Source organism: Pseudonocardia sp. P1 (assembly GCF_000178675.2).
Classification (GTDB): domain Bacteria; phylum Actinomycetota; class Actinomycetes; order Mycobacteriales; family Pseudonocardiaceae; genus Pseudonocardia.
Genome location: NZ_ADUJ02000001.1, coordinates 1895828 through 1919535 on the forward strand (window position 1 = coordinate 1895828; position 23708 = coordinate 1919535).

The window sequence follows — 23708 nt, forward strand, 5'->3', positions numbered from 1 at the left end:
GTCGGCGGACGACCTCAGATGTGGCGGCCACCGGCGACCTCGAGGACGCAGCCGGTCATGTAGGACGACATCCGGCCGGCCAGGAACAGCGCGACCGAGGCGATCTCGCTCGGGTCGCCCACCCGCTGCAACGGGATCTCGGCCACCTTCGCGTCGAAGATGTCCTGGCGCAGGGCGGCGGTCATGTCGGTACGGATCAGGCCGGGCTGGATGGCGTTGACCCGCACCCCCCGATGGGCCAGCTCCTTGGCAGCGGCCTTGGTCATACCGACCACGCCTGCCTTGGCGGCGCTGTAGTTCGTCTGCCCGGCCATCCCTACCTTGCCGGAGATGGAGGACAGGTTCACGATCGCGCCGCTCCCCTGCTCGCGCATCACCGCGGCGGCGGCACGGGTACCGAGCCAGGTGCCCTTGAGATGGATGTCCATCACGGCCTCGAAGTCCTCGAGGGTCATTCTCCGCATGGTCGCGTCCCGCGTGATGCCGGCGTTGTTGACGAAGACGTCGAGCGAGCCGAACTCACCGACCGCGGTGTCCGCAGCGCGCTGCACGGAACCGGGATCGGTGACGTCGCACGCCACCCCGATCGCCCCCGCCCCCAGCTTCTCGGCGGACTCGCCGACGAGGTCGCCGTCGATGTCGGCGAGGACGACCCGCGCGCCGTTCGCGAGGAAGGTCTCGGCGATCGCGAGGCCGAGGCCCTTCGCTCCACCGGTGATCACTGCCGTCTGGTCCTGGAGCATGTCTGCCTCTCGCGTGTCCGGGGTCGGGGTCGGGGTCGGTGGGTCAGCGGTCGTGCCAGACCGGCCGGCGCTTCTCGACGAAGGCCGCAGCGCCCTCGGCGGCATCGTCGGAGGCCAGGACCGGCTCGACCACCTCGCGCTGCCGCGCGAAGGCGGCCGGCGCGGTGTAGTGCACGGACTCGGCGACGAGCTGCTTCGACGCCCGGACCGCGCGCGGGGCGTTGGCGGCGATGGTCCGAGCGAGCTCCTGCGCCGCCGCGAGCGCCCCGCCCGGCTCGGCGAGCCGGGCGACCAGACCGTGCGCATGGGCGACGTCCGCGGTGACGGGCTCCCCGGTCAGGGCCATCTGCATGGCCTGCTGGTAGGGCAGCACCTTGGCCAGCCGGAGGAGACCACCGCCGCCGGCGACGAGCCCGCGCCTGACCTCGGGCAGTCCGAACTTCGCGTCCCGCGAGGCCACGATCAGGTCGGCTGCAAGCGCCAGCTCGCAGCCGCCCGCCAGCGCCCATCCCTCGACGGCGGCGAGCAGCGGGGTGCGGGGCGGGCTCTCGACGATCCCGGCGAAGCCGCGCCCCGGGAGGGACGGGCGTTCCCCGCGAGCGAAAGCCTTCAGGTCCATGCCGGCGCAGAAGTTGCCGCCGGCTCCGGTGATGATCCCGACCCGCAGGTCGGGGTCCGCATCGAGCTCGTCGACGGCGGCGGCGAGCGCGACCGCGGTCGCCCGGTCCACCGCGTTGCGGACCTCGGGGCGGACGATCGTCATCACCAGCACGCCGTCGTCGACCTCGGTCGTCACGGGCCGGTCGGTCGTCGTGGTCACGGGATGCGGCTCCTCGGTGTCAGAGTCCCAGGGACTTGGCGATGATCGTTTTCATGACCTCGCTCGTCCCGCCGTAGATGCGGGAGACCCGCGCGTCGGCATACAGCCGGGCGATCGGGTAGTCGCGGATGTAGCCGTAGCCACCGAACAGCTGAAGGCACCGATCGAGTACCCGCCCCTGCAGCTCGGTGCAGAACAGCTTGAGTGCGGCGGCGTCCGCGGCCGAGAGCTCGGCGCGGTCGTGGTCGACCAGGCTGCGGTCCAGCATCGCCCGGCCCGCCATGACCTCGGCCGCGCACGCCGCGAGCTCGAACCTGGTGTTCTGGAACCCCGCGAGCGAGCTGCCGAACACCTCGCGCTCCTTGACGTAGCCCACCGTCGTGTCGAGTGCCGTCTCGGCGGCGGCCACCGCACCCAGCGCGATGGCGAGCCGTTCCTGGGGCAGGTTCCCTGTCAGGTAGGTGAACGCCTGCCCCTCTTCTCCGAGCAGGTTGTCCTCCGGCACCTCGACGCCGTCGAAGAACAGTTCCGCCGTGTCCTGGGTGTGCAGACCCAGCTTGTCCAGCTTGCGGCCGCGGGTGAAGCCCGGCATCCCGTCCTCGACCACCAGCAGGGACAGTCCCTGACGGCGGTTCTCCGAGTTCCCGGTCCGCGCGACGACCAGCACCAGGTCGCAGTTGATGCCACCGGTGATGAAGGTCTTCGCCCCGTCGAGGACGAAACGGTCGCCGGCTCGCCGGGCCCGGGTCGTCATTCCCGCGAGGTCCGAGCCGGTGCCGGGCTCGGTCATGGCGATGGCGGTCATCAGCTCGCCGCGGGCGATGCCGGGCAGCCACCGTCGCCGCTGTTCCTCGGTCGCGTACCGCAGCAGGTAGGGCAGCACGACGTTCATGTGCACCCCCAGCCCGCCGAGGTGCACCCCGGCCCGCACGACCTCCTCGGTGAGCACGGCGGAGAACCGGAAGCTCGTGGCGCCGCCCCCTCCGTACTCCTCGGGGACCTGCATTCCGGGGATCCCGAGCTCGCCGAGGCGGGCGAAGATCTCCTTCGGGACGAGACCTGCGGACTCCCACTCCGCGAAGTGCGGGACGACCTCCTTGGCCAGGAGGTCCCGGACGACCTCCCGGAACGCCTCGTGGTCGGCGTCGTAGGCGCGACCGGTCGTGCCCGTCACCGTTCACCTGCCGGCACCGGGCCGAGCACCCGGCGGGCGTCGCGCTCCGGGTTCATCCCGAGCAGCGCGGCGAGTCCGCCGACCAGGGCCAGGACGCCGAAGATCTGGAACGCGGCGGCATACCCCTCGGCCGGCGATGCGGCCCCGTCCACGATGACACCCGTCATGTACGGGCCGACGAGCCCGCCGAGTGCCATCAGCGCCAGGAAGATCCCCAGCGTGGTCGCCAGCCGGTGCGGCGGGCAGATCTGCGAGATCGCGGCGTTGATGAGCGGGAACACGATCGACCCGACGCCATAGCCGATCGACACGACGACGACGGCGAGTACGGGCGAGCTGATCGCGGGCAGGCCGACCAGAGCGACCCCGCACACGAGCAGCCCGCACCCCGGGAGCACGCCTCGCAGCATCCGGGCGCTGGCGCCCCGGGACAGCATCCGGTCGCTCACGGCAGTGGCCGCGAACATGGCGACCACTCCGACGATGCTGGGCAGCCCGAACATCGCGCCGGCCTGCAGCCGGCCGTATCCGAGACCGACCTCGAAGTAGGACGGGAGCCAGGTGAGCACCGTGGACACGAGCGCGTACATCGCGAAGACCGCGACAAGCCCACCCAGGAAGGTCGGGGTGCGGGCGATGCGCCACCAGGGTGCGTCGTTCGGCGTCGGAAGCGTCGTCGCTCGTGCCTCGTCCGGCTCGGCCGATGCCGTGCGTTCGCCGTAGGGGCCCTCACGCCACACCATCAGCCAGACCGCACACCATGCGAGCCCGAGGATCGCCAGTGCGATGAACGCGCCCCGCCATCCCCAGGTCGCGACGATCACCGCCAGCACGGGGATCAGTGCGATCTTGGCGATCGACGAGCCCGCGGTGATGAACGCCCCCGGCAGGCCGCGCTTCTGCGGCGGGTGCCAGGAGTAGGCCGCGGTGTGGATGATGGCGCTCGACGGCCCTTCGAACAGTCCGAGCGCGATCCGGGACATGAGCAGCACTGCGAACCCGGCGAACGCCACGACCGGGAGCATCGAGGCAGCCCAGGTGAGCGAGAGGATCACCATGATCCATCGCATCGGCATCCACCGGGTGAGCGCCCCGGCGAAGAAGCCGCTGAAGACGAACGCCGCGAAGAACGCGCTGCCGATGAGGCCGATCTGGGAGCTGGTCAACCCCAGTTCTTCGGAGAGCGGCTGGGCGACCAGGCCCAGGACCGCCTTGTCCGCGTAGTTCAGGACGTAGAGCGCGACGAGGGTGAACGTCACCCCCCATGCCGTTGCTCGGGATTCGCCGCGCTCCCCCCGGGCCGATGTCATCGCTTCGACCGTGCGTACCGCGTTCAAGACAGATTCCTCCTGTGGAATCGTGACGATCAGCGAGAGATCCCGTCGTACGCCGTCTCGTGCGTTGCTGGATCCGTCCGATCGGGCCTCAGCGAGGAGGCATCCGGATCGCGCCGTCGAGCCTGACGGTCTCGCCGTTCATGTAGCCGTTCTCCAGCAGCGTGGTGGCCATGTGGGCGTAGTCGGCCGGGTCGCCGAGCCGACGTGGATGCGGTACCCCCGCGGCCAGCTGGTCCCGGAGGTCGTCCCGCAGCCGCGCGAGCATGGGGGTGTCGAAGACACCCGGGGCGATGGTGTTGACCCGGATCAGCCGGTTCGCCAGGTCCCGCGCCGCGACGATCGTCATCGCGTGGACCGCGCCCTTCGACGCGCTGTAGGAGGTCTGCCCGATCTGTCCGTCGAAGGCGGCGACGGAGGCGGTCAGGACGATCGCGCCCCGTTCACCGTCGACGGGCTCGTTGCGGGCCATCGCCTCGGCCGCCAGCCGCAGCACGGTGTAGGTCCCGACCAGGTTGACCTCGAGCACCTCGCGGAAGCGGTCGACGTCGGCCGGGGTGCCGTCCCGATCCAGGATGCGGAGCCGGTCACCGCCGCGGCCCGCGCAGTGGACGACACCGCGCAGCGGGGGCCGGCCGTCGTCGGTGGCGACGGCGAGGGCCTGGCGGATCTGGTCGTCGTCGCGGATGTCGGCGGGCACGAACCGCACGCCGGCTCCCAGTGCGGCGGCCGTGGCCGCACCGTCCGACCCGGGAAGGTCCGTGATCGTCACGTACGCCCCGCCCCGCACCAGCTGTGCGGCGGTGGCGGCGCCGAGTCCGGATGCGCCGCCGGTCACCAGGACCGACGTGTCGGCGATCTTCACAGAGCGTCTCCTCCTGTCCGACGGCGCCGTAGGACGGTCGCCGGTGTCTCGGTCGTGGCCATGTCAGATCACGTCCTTGTCGCGCAGGCCGTCGATCTCGTCGCGCGAGAGCCCGGCGATGTCGTGCAGGACGTCGTCGGTGTCCGCTCCCAGCGCCGGGGGCGGCGCGGCCGGGGCCGGAGCCGCATCGTCGAACCGGATCCCGAGGCCGACCTGCGGAATCCTGGTACCGCCGCGTTCCATGCGATAGAACATGCCGCGCTCCCGCAGGTGGGGGTCCGCGGCGACCTCGTCCACCGAGTGGATCGGGCCTGCGGGTACCCGTGCCTGCGCGAACACCGCCAGCCAGTGCGCGCGCGGACGCTGCTGCAGGATCGCCGAGATCCGCTCGACGATCTCCTCACGGTTCCGGCTCCGGGAGGAGTTGTCGACGAACCGTTCGGCGGCGCCGAAGCCGGGGTCGCCGACGGCCTCCCAGAACCGCGCCCAGATCCCGTCGTTGCCCAGCCCCAGCGTGAGCGGCCGGTCGGCGGTGTCGAAGGACTGGTAGACGGCGATGACGCTGTCCTTCGCGCCGGTGCGGCGCGGGACCTCACCGGAGCCCAGGTAGGTGACGATGCGCGGGGTGAGCATCCGCGTCATGCTCTCGACCAGCGAGACGTCGACCCCGTGGCCCCTTCCGGTTCGCGCCCGGTCGAACAGGGCGCTCACGGCGCCCAGTGCCGCGTCCATCCCGGCGAGCACGTCCGCCGCCGGGGCGCCGATCTTCTGCGGGGGCGAGCCGGCCTCACCGGTGACGTCCATGATCCCGCTGTAGCCCTCGGCGATCAGGTCGTAGCCCGACAGGTCGGCGTGCGCGCCCGTGAGCCCGTAGCCGGAGATCGAGACGTGCACCAGGTCGGGCCGGACCGCGGTGAGGGCCTCCCGGTCGAGGCCCAGCTTGCGCTGGACCCGCCCGGTCATGTTGACCACGACCACGTCGCAGGCGGCGACCAGGCGGTGCAGCACCTCCTGCCCGGGATCCGAGGTGATGTCCAGGGTGATGCTGCGCTTCGAGCGGTTGACGCTGAGGAACCACAGCGACTCCCCGTCGAGGAACGGCGGTCCCCAGGCGCGGCTGTCGTCGCCGGCTCCGGGCCGCTCGACCTTCAGCACCTCCGCGCCGAGGTCGGCGAGCAGCATCGTGGCGTAGGGGGCGGCGATCGACGTCGTGAGGTCGAGGACCCGGACCCCGGACAGCAGGGCGGGCGGGTCCGCCGTCGGCGCGGTGCCGAGATCGTCCACCGGGAGCGCGTCGGTCATGACGGGCCTCCCGCAGACCGACCGGGTCGGGGGGCCGTCACAGCGCCTCGAGCACGGTGGCGTTCGCCATCCCGCCCGCCTCGCACATGGTCTGGAGTCCGTACCGGATGCCGTCGTCGCGCATCCGGTGGACGAGTGTGGTCATCAGCCGGGCGCCGGAGGCACCCAGCGGGTGGCCGAGTCCGATCGCACCGCCCCGGGCGTTGAGCAGCTTCGGGTCCGCTCCGGTGTCGGCGAGCCAGGCACAGGTCACCGACGCGAAGGCCTCGTTCACCTCGAAGGCGCCGACGTCCTCGATCCGGAGTCCGGCCCGTGTCAGGACGGCAGCGGTGGCCGGGATCGGGGCGGTCAGCATCGTCACCGGATCGACCCCGGCGAGGGCGAACGAGTGGAACCGGGCCAACGGCTGCCAGCCGTGCCGGGCCGCGATCTCACTGGTGGTGACCAGCAGCGCGGCGGCACCGTCGGAGATCTGCGAGGAGTTCCCGGCGGTGACGACCCCGTCGTCCCGGAACGACGGCCGGAGCGCGCCCAGCTTCTCGGGCGTTCCGCCACGGCGGACCCCCTCGTCGGTGTCGACGACGGTCGCGGCGGCGCCGTCCTGCCCCGGAACCGGGACCGGGACGATCTCGCTGGCGAACAGGCCACCGTCGATCGCCTGTCCCGCCCGCTCGTGGGACTCCAGAGCATGCAGATCGAGCGCCTCGCGGGACAGCCCCCAGCGCTCGGCGACGATCTCGGCGCTGTCGCCCTGGTTGAACTCGACGCCCTCGTAGCGCTCGCGCACGGACGGCCCGAAGGGCAGACCCGGACCGTTCGTCCGCGCCGATCCCATCGGCACCCGCGACATCGACTCCACCCCGCCGCACACGACGACGTCGTACTGCCCCGCGATCACCCCGGCGGCGGCGAACGTCGCCGCCTGCTGGGACGACCCGCAGGCACGGTCGATGCTCGTGCCCGGCACGTGCTCCGGCCAGCCGGCGGCCAGTGCCGCGTACCGGCCCACGTTGCCGCCCTGCTCCCCGACCTGCGAGGCGCATCCCCACACGACGTCCTCCACCAGCGCCGGGTCCAGCCCGTTGCGCTCGGCCAGCCCGCGCAGGACCACGGCGGACAGATCCACCGGGTGCAGGCCGGAGAGGACTCCGTTCCGTTTGCCGATCGGGGTCCGGACCGCGTCGACGACGACGGCGTCACGCATGGTTCAGCCTCTCCTTCAGTTCGGTCTTGAGGATCTTTCCGGTCGGGGTGACGGGTAGCTGGTCCACGAAGACCACCTCGGAGATCCGCTTGTACGGAGGCACCCGGCTCGCGACCTGCTCCCGCAGTGCGTCACCGGTGAGTCCGGCCTCCGGATCCGCGACGACGAACGCGACGGGCCGCTCCCCCACGACGGCTTCCGGCCTGCCGACCACAGCGGCCTGACGGACCCCGTCGATCGCGGTCAGCAGCTCCTCCAGCTCCCGCGGGTAGACGTTGTAGCCCTTGTAGATCAGCATCTCCTTGAGCCGGCCGGTGATCGCGAGGTAGCCGTCGGCGTCGAGGCGGCCGATGTCACCGGTACGCACCCAGCCGTCCCGGAACTGCTCCGCGGTGATCTCCGGGTGGCCGAGATAGCCGGCGGTGACCTGCGGTCCGCGCACCCAGATCTCACCGTCGGTACCGGCCGGCACCGCCCGGCCGACGTCCTGCAGGTCACGGATCTCCACCTCGGTGTCGAACAGGGGGACGCCGACCGTGCCGATCCGGCGTTCGGTGTCCGGTGTGGGCGGTGGGAAGGTCGCGGTGCTGGTGACCTCGGTGAGGCCGTAGCCCTCCAGGACGACCGCACGGGGGAACGCTTCGCCGAGGGCGGCGTGCATGGCCACCCCCATCGGCGCCGCCCCGCTGGTCAGTGCCCGGACCGACGACAGGTCCCGGTCCGCGATGTCCGGGACGTCCAGCAACGCGTGGTAGGCGGCCGGAGCGGTGGTGGTGTAGTCCACCCCGTACCGCTCGATGAGATCGAGGGTGCGCGCCGCGTCGAACCGTCCCGCGATGACGGCCGTCGCTCCGACCGTGACCATCAGGTTCAGGTTCATCAGCGCGTGCTGGTGGTAGAGCGGCGAGGTGATCAGCCCGACGGACCGCCCGAGCTTCAGCGGGAACTGCTCGCTCTCGGGGATCTCCGTCAGCCGGATCTCCTCGCCGTGCACCTCGGGGAGCACGCCGGCGCGCCAGCAGCCCATCTGGAGCAGGTTCGCGACGAAGTTGCGGTGCAGGACGCGGACCGGCTTCGGCGCTCCGGTCGTCCCACCGGTGTACGCGAGCAGGGCCGTGTCCTCCGGACCGACGCCGATCTCGGGGGGTACCGACGGCAGGCCCCGGACCAGGTCGTCGAAGGCCGTTCCACCGACCGGCGCCCCCTCTCCGCCGGCCGGGCCCGGGAGGGTGACGACCCGCTGCAGCCGGCCGGCGGCCGCCTCGCGGGTGGCGTCGGAGCAGGCCGGATGGGTCACGGCAGCCACGGCGTTCGTCTCGCGCAACTGCCCTGCGAGCGTCGGCACCGGCTGCAGCGGGCTGAGCAGGCAGACCGTCCCGCCGGCCAGCAGGATGCCGAACCAACCGACCGGGTGGTAGAGGCCGTTCGGGGCGTGCAGCGCGACCACGTCGCCCTCTCGGACCCCGTCCCGCCGCAGTGCGTGCGCCAGTGCCGAGGCGCGGCCGAGCAGCTCGGCGTAGGTCAGGGTCTCCTCACCGTCGCGCAGGGCGATCCGGTCGGGGACGACACTCGCGGTCCCCCGCAGCAGCGCCGTCATCGGGAGCGCCGGATACTCCAGCGTCCGCGGCAGGCCCGTCGGCCAGATCTTGCCTGCGGTCTTCATCGTCAACGTCCTCCTCGACGAACACGCGACCCGTTCGGTGTGGCCTCAGCCAGTCAAGGACCTCGACACATATAGAACAAGCGGCATTCAACTAATGATCCGTACACAAGAAGCTATGAGTTGGGCTGTCCGGTGCGCCTCGGCCCTGGGCCGATCTAGGATCGGAGGGTGGAGCGCCGAGCCGCCGAGTACTTCCTCGCCGTCGTCGAGCACGGCTCGATGACCGCAGCGGCCGGAGCGCTCTACATCAGCCAGCCGACCCTCTCGGTCGCGATCCGCAAGCTCGAGCAGCAACTGGGGGCGACGCTGTTCGAGCGGTCGACGCGCGCGCTGACGCTCACCGACGCGGGCCGGTCGCTCCTGGAACCGGCACGGCAGATCCTCGTCGACATCGACCGTGCGCAGCGCACCGTGCGCGACGTGGTGTCCCTGCGGGGCGGCGAGCTGGCCGTCTCGGCGGTACCGGCGCACGCCGTGGATCCCTTGCCGGCCCTGGTGGCGCGGCTGCGCGAGCGCCTTCCGGACGTGCGCGTGGTACTGCGAAGCGGGTCCACGGACGCTGTGGAGACCGATCTCCGCGCGGGCCGCTGCGAGGCCGCCATCACCGATGGTCCGGTCCGCGCCGGCGACGAGCTCTGTCACCACCAGGGTGAGGACCAAGAGATCGTCCTGGTCCTCCCGGAGGGGTCGAGCCTGCCTGACCCGCTGCCACGGCATCGGCTCAACGAGATGCCGCTCGTCCTCGAACTCGAGGACCGCTGGCTGCGTTCCGAGCTCGGCGAGTACCTGACCCACGTGGTGGTCGACTGCGAGCACCGGCAGGCGATGCGAGCGCTGGTCTCCAGCGGCGCCGGGGCCGCGCTGATGTCACGCGGAACCGCTGCCCGCGCCGTACCGGACCACACGATCGTTGCTCTCGATCCGCCGCCACGGAGACCGTTCGTCGTCGTCCACCGCGGCGGCGCGCCATCGCCCGCCGTGACCGAGATCCTGGCCGCCGCAGGGATGGCGTGCGCAGGCGTGGGCTCGTCACCGGTGAACGTGCCCGGCCGACCGGCAGCCTTTCCAGCACGCTAGGTGTCGGGTCCCGACTCCGCCCCGTCGGTCGATGCGAGGGCCCGTTCGAGGAACGCCGCTCCGGCCGCGGACAGATGCGCGGGGTCGTACACCACTCCGTGAGCCCGCCGTACCGGCGGAATCAGGTCGCGCACCTGAGCGCCCCGTTCGCCCAGGTAGGCAGCGCTGGAGCGCTCCATGAACGTCGCACCCACGCCACTGAGGACCAGTGAGTCGAGCGACTCGCGGTGATGGGTGACCACGGCGACCCTCGTCCGCTTACCGGCAGCGTGCAGCGCCTCCTCGATCTGGACACGCATCGGTGCCGTTCGTGGCACGAGCAGGAGCGGCAGATCGGGGAGTTCCGCCAGGGCCAGCCGAGAGGTCGGAGGCAGCTCAGCGTCGGGTGGCGCGACCAGCACGTAGTCGAGCTGCCCGAGCGTCCTGGCCGTCAGGCCGGAAGCCATGACGGGGAGGTGGCTGAACACGAGCTCGCAGTGCCCTTGTCGCAGGAGTGCGGCCGGATCATCGCCCTCCGAGAGCGAGCCCATCCGAACGGTCACCGCGGGATAGGAGCGTCGGAACGCACCGACGAGCTCTGCGACCGGGTGAACCGACACGTACGCCGAAGCCAGGATGTCGAGACGGCCTGCGACCTGTGTACCCGACGCCAGCGGTGCGAGCTCCGCCGCTGTCGCGCTTCGCACGACCCGACGGGCCGGGCCGACGAACGACTGCCCGGCCGAGGTGAGCACCATGCCCCGGCCGACCCGGTGGAAGAGCTCCGCCCCCAGCGTCCGCTCCAGGGCACGGACCCCCTGCGACACGGACGAGCTGGTCGACCCCAGCGCGGTTGCCGCACTGACGACGCCGCCGTTGTCGACCACGGCGAGGAAGTAGCGCACCTGCCGGATCTCCACCGAACCATCCTAGGAAACCTCAGGGATACCCAGGACTTCCGATCGACAACCGGTCTCCACGCCACGGTCGACGAGACCGCGCTGCTCCGGTGACGGCATCCCGGATCGCGGCGATCCGGGCCCTACAGCTCCATGTCCTCGAGCGACGGCCCGATCCACGTCTGTTCGGCAGGCATCGGATCGTCGCACCGCTCGGCGAAGGCGGCGAGCTCGACGAGGAGCCGGTCGGACATCGGATGCGCACGCTGGGCGGAACCGTGCTGACCGCCGGCGACCACCCGGAGCTCGACCTCGCAGCCGGCCCGGGCGGCCGACCGGGCTACCGCGAGAGTGTCGTCGCGGAGGAGCTCGTCGGCGCCGCACAGCAGGAACAGCGGCGGCGCGCCCCTCCAGACCTCCGGCGAGGCCACCGCCGGCGACACGGCCGGATGACCGGGATCGGACGACCCCGTGTACATCGGACCGACTCGGTGAGCCTGGGCGGGCGTGATCTGGTCCAGGCCGTCGTTGTCGGCGAGCGACTGCTGGGTGAGCGTGAAGTCGAGGAAGGCCGACAGCGACACCACGCCGGCAGGTGTCGGCAGACCGTGCTCGGAGGACCGGGTGAGCAGGGTCAGGCCCAGCGTTCCGCCTGCGGAGTGGCCGAGGACCAGGATGTCGCCCGGGGCCCAGCCGGCGTCGAGCAGGAGCGCGTACGCCGCGATGACGTCGTCGCTCGCGGCGGGGAACGGATTCTCCGCGCCGACCCGGTAGTGGAGCATCAGCACCGGGCGATCGAGAGCGGCAGCGACCCGGTCGGCGTAGAGATCGGGTTCCTCGTCGAACAGGAACGCCCCGCCGTGCAGGTACAGCACGACCCGTGCGCCCGGAGCGGGCTCGCGGAGCGACGGCGGCAGCTCGCCGCCGGGCCACAGCTCCGCGACGGCGGGGGTGGACGGTGCAGAGGTCGCCACGGCGACTCCGTTCCGGTAGGGCTACAAATCGAAACGATTGACTCGTTTTGACGCTATGGCGGCGGGCGATCCCGCGCAACCGCTCCGCGCCTACCATGGCGATCATGCCCCGGTTGAGCGATGCGCTGAGAGCGGAGCGGCGTCGACATGTCCTCGACAGCGCGTTCCGCTGCTTCGCCCGCACCGGCTTCCACGCGACCACCGTCGACGATGTCGTCGCCGAGACCGGCTGGTCGTCGAGCGTGGTCTACAGCTATGTCCGGACCAAGGACGAGATGGTCGCTGCGGCGGTCGAGGAGGCGCTCGCCGAGTTCGCCGTCGTACTCGCCGGCCTGCTGGGCCGCGATCCGGCGCCGACTCCGCGCGAGACGCTCCAGGCGTTCGTCGACATCCTCGACGACGACACCTACGACCGCCGGTACGGCCTGCGGGGCCTGGTCGTCCACATCTGGGCCGAGGCCCTGGGCAGCCGTGAGGTCGGGGACCGCGCCCGCCGAGCACTCGCGGTGGGGCGCCGCAGGCTCACGACACTCACCGGCCGGATGGAACAGGCCGGGACCCTGCCGCCCAGCATGACTCCCGACGACGGTGCCTCGCTCCTCCTGCTGGTGATCTTCGGTGTCATCGTCGACCAGACCCATCTCGGCGGCGCGGCCACTGAAGGAGCGCTGCACCGCCTGGAGATCTTCGAGCCGTGACGGACCCCGGCGCGACGACGGGTCCCCTCGTTCGCCCCTCCGACCTGGATCGCAGGACCCGGGTGGAGGACGTCGGAGTCCGCCCCTCGGACACCCGCATTGAGGCGACGATCGCCTCGTGGAGAGGAGTCCGACCGAGACGCCTGTACCCCTGCGTCACCCCGGGTCAGCGCCACCGACTTCTGGACGGAGACCCGGGATGCGCCACTCGGCAGCTCCTCGATGGCCCCAGAGGCGAACGTGGATCCGGCGCTCAGGTCGAGCGGCGCCGCCACTCGGTCGGGCTGCAGCCGAACTGCCCCCGGAACCAGCGGGTGAAGTTGCTGTGCGAGGAGAAGGCCAGCATCTGGGCGACGTCGGTGAGTGGTCGGTTCCGGTTGAGGACCATGTGCTCGGCGAGCCCGCGCCGGGTGGCGTCCAGGACGCCACTGAATGTCTCCCCTTCCTGCTTGAGCTTCCGGTGGACCGTGCGGCGGTCGACACCGAGGCTGCGTGCGACCTGCTCGACCGAGCACTGCCCGGTCGGCAGCAGCATCTCGACGAGCTCCCGGACCCTGCTCGAGGTCGTGGTCTGCTTCGACGTCTCGAGCGAGTCGAGGAAGTGCCGGGTGTACTCGCGCAGGAGGGGATCGGACATGGCGTTCGGCGCATCCAGGTCGGCCGCGTACACGGACAGTCCGTTGTAGCTCTGCCGGAATTTCACCGACGGGCCGAGGACCCGGTGGTGGATCGTCTTCCGGTGTGGCTCGCCATGGGTGAAGGCGACCGTCAGGGGGCGCCAGGTCGCCCCGAGGAACCCTTGCATGAGCTGGTGGAGTACTCCGACGGCGAGTTCCACGGACTGTCGGGTCCCGGTCTCGTGCACGTCGAGCTCGATTCCCAGGGTCGCGATCCCGTTGTGCTCGTGAACCCGGGCGTGGAGCGCTTCGTTGTACATGTGCTCGTACCGGATCAGCAGCGCCAGAGCGCCGCGGACGTCGGGCTCCTCGCGAACGACCAGGCTCAGCGGCCCGAGGTTCGAGAACCGACGGAGCTCGGCGAGGCGTAGCCCGAAGTCCTCCCGGCCCGAGGCGGCAGCCGCGAGCTCGAGCAGCTGCGCAACGGCCACGGCCGGGATCCAGCGGTCCTGCATGCTCAGGCTCCCCGGATCGAGCCCGACCTCCCGGATCATGCCCGCCGGATCGAGCCCGAGCGATCGGCTGAGCTCGATGAAGTTGTTCAGGGCGGCGTAGCGCGCCAGTGATCCCGACGCCATCGTCAGCTCCGTTCGATGTCCCGAGATGAGCAGAAGACTGTCCCCCGAAGATAAGTTACCCGCCGCCGCGGCTCCTAACGTCGCCTCCGTCACATCGAACGACGAGGAGGTGAGGTACCGATGGCCAAGGCGATTCGCTTCGCCGAGCCGGGGGGCCCGGAGGTCATGCGGTGGGAAGCTCTCGAGGTCGGCCGGCCCGGTCCCGGCGAGGTTCGGATCCGGCACGAGGCGGTCGGTCTGAACTTCGCCGACACCTACTTCCGCAGCGGGCTGTATCCCGCCGCGCTGCCGGCCGGGATGGGGGTGGAGGCGGCCGGCGTCGTCGAGGAGATCGGGACGGGTGTCGCCTCGGTCGCTCCGGGTGATCGGGTGACCTACACCGGCAGCCCGCTCGGCGCCTACAGCACCGAACGCGTCCTGCCCGCCGAGCACCTCGTCCGGCTCCCCGACGGGATCGGCTTCGACACCGCGGCGGCGATGACGATGCGCGGGCTGACGTCGGCGTACCTGCTGCGGCGCATCCACCCGCTGCGTGCCGGAGACACGGTGCTGCTGCACGCCGCGGCCGGCGGCGTCGGGCTGATCGTCGTCCAGTGGGCGAAGCTGCTGGGCCTGCGCGTGATCGGAACCGTGTCGACCGAGGCCAAGGCCGAGGTCGCGGCGGCTCACGGCTGCGACCACGTGCTGGTGCACGACCGCGACGACATCGTCGCCCGGGTCCGCGAGCTGACCGGAGGTCGCGGGGCCGAGGTGGTCTACGACAGCGTCGGACAGGCCACCTTCCACACCTCCCTGGCCTGCGTGGCACGTCGCGGGCTGGTCGTGTGCTTCGGTACGGCGTCCGGGCCGGTCCCGCCGATCGATGCCGTGCAGCTCGCACTGCACGGTTCGGTCTTCGTGACCCGTCCCGCCTTGGCCGACTACATCGCCGACCCCGACGAGCGGGCGGAGCTGGCCGGCGAGCTGTTCGACCACGTCGGGGCCGGCCGGATCACCATCGAGATCCGGCAGCGCTACGCGCTCGCCGACGCGGTGCAGGCGCATCGCGACCTCGAGGCCGGTCTCAGCGTCGGCTCCTCCGTCTTCTCCGTCTGACCGACCCTCCTCGAATGCGGTGATCCCATGACCACGACCGCTGCTCCGACGATCCACGCGGAGCCCCTGACCTGCACCATCGGCGCCGAGCTGCACGATGTGGACCTCGGTGCTGCGACTCGGGACGACGCGCTGTTCGCCGAGCTGCGGGCGTTACTGCTCCGCCACAAGGTGCTGTTCCTGCGCGACCAGAACATCACCGGCGGCCAGCATGTCGCCCTCGCCCGCCGGTTCGGCGACCTCGAGGACCATCCGGTCCTCGGCAGCGACCCCGAGCACCCCGGGCTCGTCCGGATCTACAAGGACCTCGACAGCCCGCCCGAGCACTACGAGAACGCCTTCCACTGCGACGCCACCTGGCGGGAGAACCCGCCGATGGGCTGCGTGCTGCACTGCGTCGAGACCCCGGCGGTGGGTGGCGACACCATCTGGGTCGACATGGCCGCGGCCTACGCGCGTCTGCCGGACGAGGTGAAGGCACGCATCGGCGGGCTCCGCGCCCGGCACAGCATCGAGGCGTCCTTCGGCGCAGCCATGCCGATCGAACAACGCCACGAGCTCCACCGCCGGTTCCCGGACGCCGAGCACCCCGTGGTGCGGACCCATCCCGAAACCGGCGAGAAGGTGCTGTTCGTCAACGGCTTCACCACCCACCTCGTCAATTACCACACGCCGGACAACGTCCGGTTCGGGATCGACTACGCCCCCGGCGCCAGCGCGCTGCTCCAGTACCTGATCAGCCAGGCCACCGCTCCCGAGTATCAGGTCCGCTGGCGATGGACCCCGGGCAGCGTCGCCATCTGGGACAACCGGTCCACCCAGCACTACGCGGTCCAGGACTACTGGCCCGCGATACGCAAGATGGAGCGCGCCGGAATCATCGGCGACCGCCCGTTCTGACCGGAGCCCTACTCACTGAACGGAGCAAGCAATGCATTTCCTCGACGACGCCCTCTTCCCGGAGAACCAGGAGAAGCTGGTCATCACCGTGGCGCCCTACGGCCCGGAGTGGGAGCTCGACGACTTCCGCGACGATCTGCCGCTCACGATGGACGAGCACGTCCAGCAGGCCGTCGACTGCTACGACGCCGGCGCCACCGTGCTGCACATCCACGTCCGTGAGCTCGACGGCAAGGGCTCCAAGCGACTGTCGAAGTTCAACGAGCTGCTCGGCCGGCTCCGCGAGGCCGTCCCGGACATGATCCTGCAGGTCGGCGGCTCGATCTCGTTCGCCCCCGAGGGCGAGGGAGCCGACGCGAAGTGGCTCTCCGACGACACCCGGCACATGCTCGCCGAGCTCGACCCCGCTCCGGACCAGGTCACCATCGCGATCAACACCAGCCAGATGAACATCATGGAGCTGATGACCGCCGACGACGTCGCCGGTACCTCGCTCGAGCGCCCGGAGGTCTACGAGGCGTACCGGGAGATGTACGTCCCGGCCGGGCCGGGCTGGGTGGAGGAGCACCTGCGCCGCCTGCAGGCCGCCGGAATCCAGCCACACTTCCAGCTCGCGAACGTCCCGCAGCTCGAGACCGTCGAACGCCTGGTCCGTCGCGGGGTCTACACCGGCCCCCTGATGGTCACCTGGGTCGGGATCGGCGGCGGGTTCGACAGCCCGAACCCGTACAACATGATGGAGTTCATCCGGCGGACGCCGGACGGAGCCGTGCTCACCCTCGAGACGCTGATGCGCAGCGTGCTGCCCGTCAACGCGATGGCCATCGCGATGGGGCTGCACGCCCGGTGCGGCAACGAGGACACCATCTGGACACGCAAGGGCGAGAAGATCAGCTCGGTCGCCCAGGTCGAGCAGCTGGTCCGCATCGCCGGCGAGCTCGGTCGCGAGGTCGCCACCGGCAAGGACGCCCGCGAGATCTACAAGCTCGGTGAGCGCTACGCCGACGCCGACGAGACGCTCGCGAAGATCGGCTTCGCGCCGAACCGCAAGCCCGGACAGGTCGGGTTCACCCAGCACACCTGATCGGCACGCACGTGCCCGAGCCGGGCGGGGACAGCCCGCTCCCGCCCGGCTCGGGCACGCGTCCGCCGGGACACGCAGGACAGACCCGTCCCCATCGCGCCAGCCCTCGGCCACAGGAGTCCGAATGGGACCGCACGCCCCGTCCGACATCATCCCGACAGCACCGTCGCCCGCCACCACTCCGGTCGCCCGGCGCACTCGCCTCTACCCCTGGATCGTCTTCGTCCTGACCTTCGGCCTGCTGCTGTCCGACTACATGTCCCGGCAGGTTCTCAGCGCGGTGTTCCCGCTCCTGAAGGCCGAATGGACCCTGTCCGACACCCACCTCGCGACCCTGAACAGCGTCGTCGCGCTGATGGTCGGCCTGCTCACCCTCCCGCTGTCCGTGCTCGCCGATCGCCGGGGTCGCGTGCGCAGCCTGATCATCATGGCCGTGCTGTGGAGCGTGGCGACCCTGCTGTGCGCCGTCGTGACCAGCTACGAGCAGATGCTCGGTGCCCGGTTCCTGCTCGGCGTCGGCGAGGCCGCCTACGGCAGCGTCGGCATCGCCGTCGTCCTCGGCGTCTTCGCACCGCGCAGGCATGCCGCGCTCGGCGGCGCCTTCATGGCGGGCGGCTCCTTCGGCTCCGTCCTGGGGGTGGCCCTCGGTGGACTGCTGGCCGTGCACCTGGGCTGGCGCTGGTCGTTCGTCGCGATGGCCGTGTTCGGGCTGCTGTTCGTGGCCCTGTTCGCCGTCCTGGTCACCGAACGGCGGTTGAGCAGGCACGCCGCCGACCCGTCGTCCGGTGCGGCCGCGGCGACCGGGACCCGCGCCCCGCTGTCGAGCCTGTTCACCAACCCGCCGGTGTGGTGCGCCTACATCGGCAGCGGACTCCAGATGTTCACCGCGGCCGTCCTGCTGACCTGGACGCCCAGCTTCTTCACCCGGTACTACGACCTCGGCCTGGACAGGGCCGCGGGGGTGGCCGCGCTGTTCGTACTGCTCGTCGGCACCGGCATGGTCGTCTGCGGTGCGCTGACCGACCGCGTGGGACGAACCCGACCGCAGAAGAGATGGACGACCACCATCGCCTACTGCACCGTCTCGCCGGTCTGCCTGGTAGCGGGCTTCCAGCTCGCACCCGGCCCCGTCCAGCTCATCCTGATCGGCATCGGCTCCTTCTTCGCCGCCGGTTCCTCCGGCCCGACCGCCGCACTGGTCGCCGGGCTCACCCACAGCTCGGTACGGGCCTCGGCCATGGGCACCCTCACCGTGGCGAACAACATCCTCGGCCTCGCACTGGGCCCCTTCGTCGTCGGAGTCCTCGCCGATCACCTCGGCCTGCGCACCGCCCTGACTCTCGCCCCCCTCGCCTACCTGGGCGCGCTCACCGCCTTCGCCGTCGGTCGACACCTCCACTCCGCGGGGCTGCGCACCCTGCACACCGTCACCACCAGCACCGGAGCGTGAACCACATGGACTCCACCGTCGTCATCGTCCCCGGGCTCCGTGACCACGTCGCCGATCACTGGCAGACCCTGCTCGCGGACGACCTGACCCGCCGGGGACGCCCGGTGCGCATCGTTGCGCCCCTGCAGACCGACCGGCTCAGCAGACGGGCCCGTGTCGCCGCACTCGACCGCACGGTCCACGGGATCACCGGGCCGATCCTGCTGGTCGCCCACAGCGCGGGCGTGGTGACCACCGTGCACTGGGCACGAACCGGTAGCCGACCGGTCCGCGGCGCCCTCCTGGCCACGCCTGCGGACCTCGAGCTCCCGCTGCCCGAGGGCTATCCCACGACCGCCGAACTCGAGGCCCACGGTTGGAACCCGCTCCCCCGGCAGCGGCTGCCCTTCCCCAGCATCGTCGCGGCGAGTACCGACGACCCGCTGGGCCGGCACCGGCGGATCACCGGCATGGCCGAGACCTGGGGCAGCCGGCTGGACACGCTCGGGGCCGTCGGTCACCTCAACCCGGCCGCCGGTTTCGGACCGTGGCCGAGAGCCGAGCAGCTGATCGCGGAACTCGACGCGCGCGGTCGCCCCGCCACCGGAGCGCCCACCTGGAACACCCTCTCGGCGCACTGATCCGTGAGACCCGACCTGGACCGGTTGGTGACAGACGCCGATGAGTTCCTGGGCGGCGGGACCGTCGTCGGACCCCTCGAATCGTGGTCGCACGGGTTCACGGTTCGTCGTCGGCGAGCTTCTTCGCCCACCACTCCTGGTCGGATCTCGGGATGGTTGCGTGATCGGGGCGGCGATGCCGGAAGCACCCATCAACGAACACCGCGACCTTCCAGCGAGTGAAGGCCACGTCAGCGCGTCTGCGTCGAAGTCCGTCGATGTCCAGACGCACCTCGACACGAAACCGGCGTCAGATGGGTGGGCGCGGCAGGGTTCGAACCTGCGACCGCTCGGGTGTAAACCGAGTGCTCTCCCGCTGAGCTACGCGCCCTCGAACGAACGAGGAAACACTCTCACACGACCGAGAGCGCCCGTCTCCACCCGTCCTGGTCCCGCGGCTCCCCCGGCTGGTTCACCTCGGCGAACGAGACGATCCCGTCGGGGGCGACGAGGAACGTCCCCCGCACCGCCATCCCCTTGGCCGGGTTGAACACCCCGTAGGACGACGCCACGTCGCCGTGCGGCCAGAAGTCCGACAGCAGCGGGAACGTGAACCCCGCCGACGACGCCCACGCTCCCAGCGCGAACGTCGGGTCGCACGAGATCGCCAGCACCTGCGTCGAGGAGTTCTGGAAGTCCGCGAGCGAGGACTGCACGGCGGAGAGCTCCCCGCCACAGATCCCCGAGAACGCGAACGGGTAGAAGACCAGCAGCGCCGAGCGCCCCGATCCCAGGACCGACTCCAGCGACACCGGAGTGCGGTTCTGGTCGGGGAGCCCGAAGGCCGGCGCCGCCGACCCGACGGCGACGGTCAGCGCTTGCCCTTGCCCTGTTTCGGCGGGACGAGCTTCGAGCCCACCCAGTCGTCACCGAGGGTCGCGTTGGACGTCTGGGACAGGCCGGCGGTGGGGGCCGCCTCGGCGATCTCGGACGGCTGGAGGTGCCCGTCCCGGCCGGTCTTGGGTGTCAGCACCCAGACCACGCCGTCGTCGGCCAGTGGGGTCCGGGCGTCGACGAGGGTGTCGACGAGGTCTCCGTCACCCTCACGGAACCAGAGGAGGACGACGTCGATGACCTCCTGGGCGTCCTCGTCCAGCAGCTCCTCACCGGTGATCTCCTCGACGGCGTCTCTCACCTGCTCGTCGACATCGGTGTCGTATCCCAGCTCCTGGACGATCTGGCCCGGCTCGATGCCGAGCTTCCCCGCGATGTCGGACGCACCGGCATCAGCCGCGGTCACCACTCGTTCCCCTCTCACGCTGCTCACGCAGTCCATCGTCATCGGTTCCGCGTGCGGGCGCCACCCTTCACGCGAAATCGGATGCGGCATCCGAACACGCGGGCGCGACCCGGCGCAACTGTGCGTACCCGATGCGGGGCACCGGGGCGGCGGGAGAAGCAGGTCACCCGACCTTCCGTTCAGTTACGTACGAGTAGTACCTATCCTCGCCGGAACGCCCCGTAACCGGATCGTCCCTCGTCGATGCGAGTTTCGGGCCCGAGCCGGAACGGGCACGATGGACACCATCACGTCCGCTCGATCCGGTCGGCGGCTCCGCGTCCTGCCGCCCCGCAGATCCGGGGGCCAGGGGCACGGCGGCACGTGAGGAATACAGGGCCGGGTACCCCGGCCACCGACTGACCAGGCAGGGAGAACCCTTGACCGCGCAGAGCAGCAGGGCGGGCGACGAGCCACGCCGCGTCAACGTCATCCGGGGCGGGCTTGCGGCCCACCTGCCGGACATCGATCCGGAGGAGACGGCCGAGTGGCTCGAGTCCTTCGACGCGGTCCTGGACAACGCCGGGCAGCAGCGTGCCCGCTACCTGATGCTGACGATGCTGCAGCGTGCGCGCGAGAAGCACGTCGGCGTCCCGTCGCTCACCACCACCGACTACGTCAACACGATCCCGACCGACCAGGAGCCCTGGTTCCCGGGTGACGAGGACGTCGAGCGGACCTACCGGCGCTGGCTGCGCTGGAACGCGGCCATGACCGTGCACCGCGCGCAGCGGCCGGGCATCGGCGTCGGCGGGCACATCTCGTCGTACGCGTCGTCCGCGACGCTCTACGAGGTCGGCTTCAACCACTTCTTCCGCGGCAAGGACCACGCCGGCGGCGGGGACCAGATCTACATCCAGGGGCACGCCTCCCCCGGCATCTACGCGCGCGCGTTCCTGGAGGGCCGCCTCTCCGAGGACCGCCTCGACGGGTTCCGCCAGGAGCTGAGCCACGCGGGCCCGGGCGGCGGGCTGCCGTCGTACCCGCACCCGCGGCTGATGCCGGACTTCTGGGAGTTCCCCACGGTCTCGATGGGCATCGGCCCGATGAACGCGATCATGCAGGCCCGGTTCAACCGGTACCTCGGCGACCGCGGCTTCTCGAACACCGACGACCAGCACGTGTGGGCCTTCCTCGGCGACGGCGAGATGGACGAGCCGGAGTCGCGCGGCATGATCCACGTCGCGGCGAACGAGGGCCTCGACAACCTGACCTTCGTCGTCAACTGCAACCTGCAGCGCCTCGACGGCCCGGTCCGCGGCAACGGCAAGATCATCCAGGAGCTGGAGTCGTTCTTCCGGGGCGCCGGCTGGAACGTCATCAAGGTCATCTGGGGCCGCGAGTGGGACTCGCTGCTGCACGCCGACCGTGACGGCGCGCTGATCAACCTGATGAACACCACGCCGGACGGCGACTACCAGACCTACAAGGCCAACGACGGCGCGTACGTCCGCGACCACTTCTTCGGCCGCGACCCGCGCACCAAGTCGCTCGTCGAGCCGATGTCGGACGCCGAGATCTGGAAGCTCAAGCGCGGTGGTCACGACTACCGCAAGGTGCACGCCGCCTACGCCGCGGCGACCGCGCACCACGGTCAGCCGACCGTCATCCTGGCGAAGACGATCAAGGGGTACGGCCTGGGCACGCACTTCGCGGGCCGCAACGCCACCCACCAGATGAAGAAGCTCACGCTCGACGACCTCAAGCAGTTCCGCGACGAGCAGCGCATCCCGATCTCGGACAAGCAGCTCGAGGCGGACCCGTACCTGCCGCCGTACTACCACCCCGGCGAGAACGACGACGCGATCCGCTACCTGCGCGACCGCCGCCGCCAGCTGGGCGGGCCGCTGCCGTCGCGGCGCACCACGAGCAAGGCGCTCGTCCTGCCCGGCGACAAGGTCTACGACATCGCCAAGAAGGGGTCGGGCAAGCAGGAGGTCGCCACGACGATGGCGTTCGTCCGGCTGCTCCGCGAGCTGATCAAGGACAAGGAGATCGGCGGCCGGTTCGTGCCGATCATCCCGGACGAGGCCCGTACCTTCGGTATGGACTCGATGTTCCCGAGCCAGAAGATCTACAACCCGAACGGGCAGAACTACACGTCGGTCGACGCCGACCTGATGCTCGCCTACAAGGAGTCCGAGCAGGGCCAGATCCTGCACGAGGGCATCAACGAGGCCGGGTCGGTCGGGTCCTTCACCGCGGCGGGAACCTCCTACGCCACGCACGGCGAGCCGATGATCCCGGTCTACATCTTCTACTCGATGTTCGGGTTCCAGCGGACCGGCGACTCGATCTGGGCCGCCTCGGACCAGATGGCCCGCGGCTTCCTCGTCGGCGCCACCGCCGGCCGGACGACCCTGACCGGTGAGGGCCTGCAGCACAACGACGGGCACTCGCTGCTGCTGGCCGCGACCAACCCGGCGATCGTCGCCTACGACCCGGCGTACTCCTACGAGGTCGCGCACATCATGAAGGACGGCCTGCGCCGCATGGTGGGCGAGGACGCCGAGAACGTCATCTACTACCTGACCGTCTACAACGAGCCCTACGTCCACCCCAAGGAGCCCGAGGGGGTCGACGCCGAGGGCATCCTGCGCGGCCTGCACCGCGTCGAGCAGGCACCGGAGGGCAACGGTCCGGTCGTGCGGCTGCTCGCCTCCGGCGTCTCGGTCCCGTGGGCGCTGCGGGCCCGGGACATGCTCGCCGACGAGTGGGACGTCCGGGCCGAGGTCTGGTCGGTCACCTCGTGGGGCGAGCTGCGCCGCGACGGCGTCGAGGCCGAGCACCAGAACCTGCTCAAGCCCGGCGACACCCCGGTCGTCCCGTACGTGACGAACAAGCTCGGCGAGGGCGAGCACGGCGAGGCCCCGGTCGTCGCCGTCTCGGACTGGATGCGGGCCGTCCCGGACCAGATCCGCCAGTGGTCCCCGGCGCCGTTCCTCTCGCTCGGCACCGACGGGTTCGGCCTGTCCGACACCCGCCCGGCCGTGCGGCGGCACTTCGCCGTCGACGCCGAGTCGATCGTCGTCGGTGCCCTCTCGGCGCTCGCCGGGCAGGGCCAGATCAAGTCCGAGACCGCGGCCGAGGCCGCGGCCGGCTACAAGATCGACGACCCCCGGGCCGCCGGGCCGCAGACCAGCGACTCCGGCGTCGCCTGACCCCGTCCGGCACCCTCACGGGCCCGCCCCTCCCCCGGTCCGGGGACGGGGCGGGCCCGTGGTGCATTTCGCCCCTCCCAGGGCGGCGCAGAT

At 70.9% G+C, this 23708-nt stretch carries 21 protein-coding genes and 1 tRNA gene; 8 read left to right on the forward strand and 14 right to left on the reverse strand.

All coding sequences use genetic code 11. The annotated features are described in order from the left end of the window. Positions 1-14: 14 nt before the first annotated feature. From fabG to PP1_RS08280, 8 genes are all read right to left on the reverse strand, one after another. A complete protein-coding gene (fabG, locus tag PP1_RS08245; protein WP_029239397.1) occupies positions 15-743 on the reverse strand; it encodes a 3-oxoacyl-ACP reductase FabG in 729 nt (242 codons plus the stop codon). A 43-nt stretch (positions 744-786) separates the two neighbouring features. Then, positions 787-1563 carry a crotonase/enoyl-CoA hydratase family protein gene (locus PP1_RS08250; RefSeq protein ID WP_010227723.1) on the reverse strand — a complete coding sequence of 259 codons (777 nt, stop codon included), beginning with the start codon at positions 1561-1563 and terminating at the stop codon, positions 787-789. Positions 1564-1582: 19 nt separating this feature from the next. After that, the gene (locus PP1_RS08255; RefSeq protein ID WP_010227722.1) at positions 1583-2737 is read right to left on the reverse strand and encodes an acyl-CoA dehydrogenase family protein; all 1155 of its coding nucleotides are present in this window, start codon (positions 2735-2737) and stop codon (positions 1583-1585) included. Then, positions 2734-3996: an MFS transporter gene (locus PP1_RS08260; protein ID WP_010227721.1), complete on the reverse strand. Its 1263-nt coding sequence runs from the start codon at positions 3994-3996 to the stop codon at positions 2734-2736. Before PP1_RS08260 ends, PP1_RS08255 begins: the two co-directional genes overlap by 4 nt. 166 nt (positions 3997-4162) lie before the next feature. After that, on the reverse strand, positions 4163-4936 hold the full coding sequence (locus PP1_RS08265; RefSeq protein ID WP_010227720.1) for an SDR family NAD(P)-dependent oxidoreductase: 774 nt from the start codon (positions 4934-4936) through the stop codon (positions 4163-4165). Positions 4937-4999: 63 nt separating this feature from the next. Continuing rightward, positions 5000-6238, reverse strand: coding sequence for a CaiB/BaiF CoA transferase family protein (locus PP1_RS08270; protein WP_010227719.1), 1239 nt, complete (start codon positions 6236-6238; stop codon positions 5000-5002). Between the two features lie 37 nt (positions 6239-6275). Then, positions 6276-7442: a thiolase family protein gene (locus PP1_RS08275; protein WP_010227718.1), complete on the reverse strand. Its 1167-nt coding sequence runs from the start codon at positions 7440-7442 to the stop codon at positions 6276-6278. Then, complete coding sequence (locus tag PP1_RS08280; RefSeq protein WP_010227717.1) at positions 7435-9105, reverse strand: class I adenylate-forming enzyme family protein; 1671 nt, start codon at positions 9103-9105, stop codon at positions 7435-7437. Before PP1_RS08280 ends, PP1_RS08275 begins: the two co-directional genes overlap by 8 nt. Positions 9106-9273: 168 nt before the next feature. Between PP1_RS08280 and PP1_RS08285 the strand changes: the two genes are divergently transcribed. Next, positions 9274-10182, forward strand: coding sequence for a LysR family transcriptional regulator (locus tag PP1_RS08285; RefSeq protein ID WP_010227715.1), 909 nt, complete (start codon positions 9274-9276; stop codon positions 10180-10182). Here the strand turns inward: PP1_RS08285 and PP1_RS08290 are convergent. Both PP1_RS08290 and PP1_RS08295 read right to left on the reverse strand, forming a co-directional pair. After that, complete coding sequence (locus PP1_RS08290) at positions 10179-11081, reverse strand: LysR family transcriptional regulator (RefSeq protein WP_010227713.1); 903 nt, start codon at positions 11079-11081, stop codon at positions 10179-10181. The genes PP1_RS08285 and PP1_RS08290 overlap by 4 nt on opposite strands. A 122-nt stretch (positions 11082-11203) precedes the next feature. Further along, positions 11204-12034: an alpha/beta hydrolase fold domain-containing protein gene (locus PP1_RS08295; protein ID WP_010227711.1), complete on the reverse strand. Its 831-nt coding sequence runs from the start codon at positions 12032-12034 to the stop codon at positions 11204-11206. Positions 12035-12138: 104 nt separating this feature from the next. Here PP1_RS08295 and PP1_RS08300 point away from each other — a divergent pair, with 104 nt between their 5' ends. Next, the gene (locus PP1_RS08300; RefSeq protein ID WP_086000683.1) at positions 12139-12732 is read left to right on the forward strand and encodes a TetR/AcrR family transcriptional regulator; all 594 of its coding nucleotides are present in this window, start codon (positions 12139-12141) and stop codon (positions 12730-12732) included. A 253-nt stretch (positions 12733-12985) separates the two neighbouring features. On the opposite strand, the gene PP1_RS08305 is transcribed toward PP1_RS08300, so the two are convergent. Next, entirely contained in the window at positions 12986-13987 is a 1002-nt protein-coding gene (locus tag PP1_RS08305; protein ID WP_010227707.1) for an AraC family transcriptional regulator, read from the reverse strand. Between the two features lie 120 nt (positions 13988-14107). Between PP1_RS08305 and PP1_RS08310 the strand changes: the two genes are divergently transcribed. The 5 genes from PP1_RS08310 to PP1_RS08330 all read left to right on the forward strand — a co-directional run bounded on the left by PP1_RS08310 (position 14108) and on the right by PP1_RS08330 (position 19136). Next, positions 14108-15082: a quinone oxidoreductase family protein gene (locus PP1_RS08310; RefSeq protein ID WP_010227705.1), complete on the forward strand. Its 975-nt coding sequence runs from the start codon at positions 14108-14110 to the stop codon at positions 15080-15082. A gap of 27 nt (positions 15083-15109) precedes the next feature. Next, positions 15110-15982: a TauD/TfdA dioxygenase family protein gene (locus PP1_RS08315; RefSeq protein WP_010227703.1), complete on the forward strand. Its 873-nt coding sequence runs from the start codon at positions 15110-15112 to the stop codon at positions 15980-15982. A gap of 31 nt (positions 15983-16013) precedes the next feature. Beyond that, positions 16014-17066, forward strand: a complete 1053-nt coding sequence (locus PP1_RS08320) for a 3-keto-5-aminohexanoate cleavage protein (RefSeq protein ID WP_010227700.1) — start codon at positions 16014-16016, stop codon at positions 17064-17066. Positions 17067-17190: 124 nt separating this feature from the next. Beyond that, the gene (locus PP1_RS08325; protein ID WP_010227698.1) at positions 17191-18516 is read left to right on the forward strand and encodes an MFS transporter; all 1326 of its coding nucleotides are present in this window, start codon (positions 17191-17193) and stop codon (positions 18514-18516) included. Between the two features lie 5 nt (positions 18517-18521). Then, positions 18522-19136 carry an RBBP9/YdeN family alpha/beta hydrolase gene (locus PP1_RS08330; protein WP_033199199.1) on the forward strand — a complete coding sequence of 205 codons (615 nt, stop codon included), beginning with the start codon at positions 18522-18524 and terminating at the stop codon, positions 19134-19136. A gap of 298 nt (positions 19137-19434) precedes the next feature. Here PP1_RS08330 and PP1_RS08335 read toward each other — a convergent pair. From PP1_RS08335 to PP1_RS08345, 3 genes are all read right to left on the reverse strand, one after another. Beyond that, positions 19435-19506: transfer RNA gene (locus tag PP1_RS08335), tRNA-Val, on the reverse strand. 22 nt (positions 19507-19528) lie between these two features. Next, positions 19529-19990: a peroxiredoxin gene (locus tag PP1_RS08340; RefSeq protein ID WP_029239393.1), complete on the reverse strand. Its 462-nt coding sequence runs from the start codon at positions 19988-19990 to the stop codon at positions 19529-19531. Next, positions 19987-20418, reverse strand: a complete 432-nt coding sequence (locus PP1_RS08345) for a DUF3052 domain-containing protein (RefSeq protein WP_010227692.1) — start codon at positions 20416-20418, stop codon at positions 19987-19989. The genes PP1_RS08340 and PP1_RS08345 overlap by 4 nt, the downstream gene beginning before the upstream one ends. A 416-nt stretch (positions 20419-20834) precedes the next feature. Here PP1_RS08345 and aceE point away from each other — a divergent pair, with 416 nt between their 5' ends. Continuing rightward, positions 20835-23615: a pyruvate dehydrogenase (acetyl-transferring), homodimeric type gene (aceE, locus tag PP1_RS08350; RefSeq protein ID WP_010227690.1), complete on the forward strand. Its 2781-nt coding sequence runs from the start codon at positions 20835-20837 to the stop codon at positions 23613-23615. Positions 23616-23708 lie beyond the last annotated feature (93 nt).

Coding starts and splice junctions, on each gene's coding strand:
- PP1_RS08300 (WP_086000683.1), top strand. CDS start 12,139: ATGCCCCGGTTGAGCGATGCGCTGAGAGCGGAGCGGCGTCGACATGTC.
- PP1_RS08330 (WP_033199199.1), top strand. CDS start 18,522: ATGGACTCCACCGTCGTCATCGTCCCCGGGCTCCGTGACCACGTCGCC.
- PP1_RS08325 (WP_010227698.1), top strand. CDS start 17,191: ATGGGACCGCACGCCCCGTCCGACATCATCCCGACAGCACCGTCGCCC.
- PP1_RS08280 (WP_010227717.1), bottom strand. CDS start 9,105: ATGAAGACCGCAGGCAAGATCTGGCCGACGGGCCTGCCGCGGACGCTG.
- fabG (WP_029239397.1), bottom strand. CDS start 743: ATGCTCCAGGACCAGACGGCAGTGATCACCGGTGGAGCGAAGGGCCTC.
- PP1_RS08270 (WP_010227719.1), bottom strand. CDS start 6,238: ATGACCGACGCGCTCCCGGTGGACGATCTCGGCACCGCGCCGACGGCG.
- PP1_RS08310 (WP_010227705.1), top strand. CDS start 14,108: ATGGCCAAGGCGATTCGCTTCGCCGAGCCGGGGGGCCCGGAGGTCATG.
- PP1_RS08275 (WP_010227718.1), bottom strand. CDS start 7,442: ATGCGTGACGCCGTCGTCGTCGACGCGGTCCGGACCCCGATCGGCAAA.
- PP1_RS08305 (WP_010227707.1), bottom strand. CDS start 13,987: ATGGCGTCGGGATCACTGGCGCGCTACGCCGCCCTGAACAACTTCATC.
- PP1_RS08315 (WP_010227703.1), top strand. CDS start 15,110: ATGACCACGACCGCTGCTCCGACGATCCACGCGGAGCCCCTGACCTGC.
- PP1_RS08320 (WP_010227700.1), top strand. CDS start 16,014: ATGCATTTCCTCGACGACGCCCTCTTCCCGGAGAACCAGGAGAAGCTG.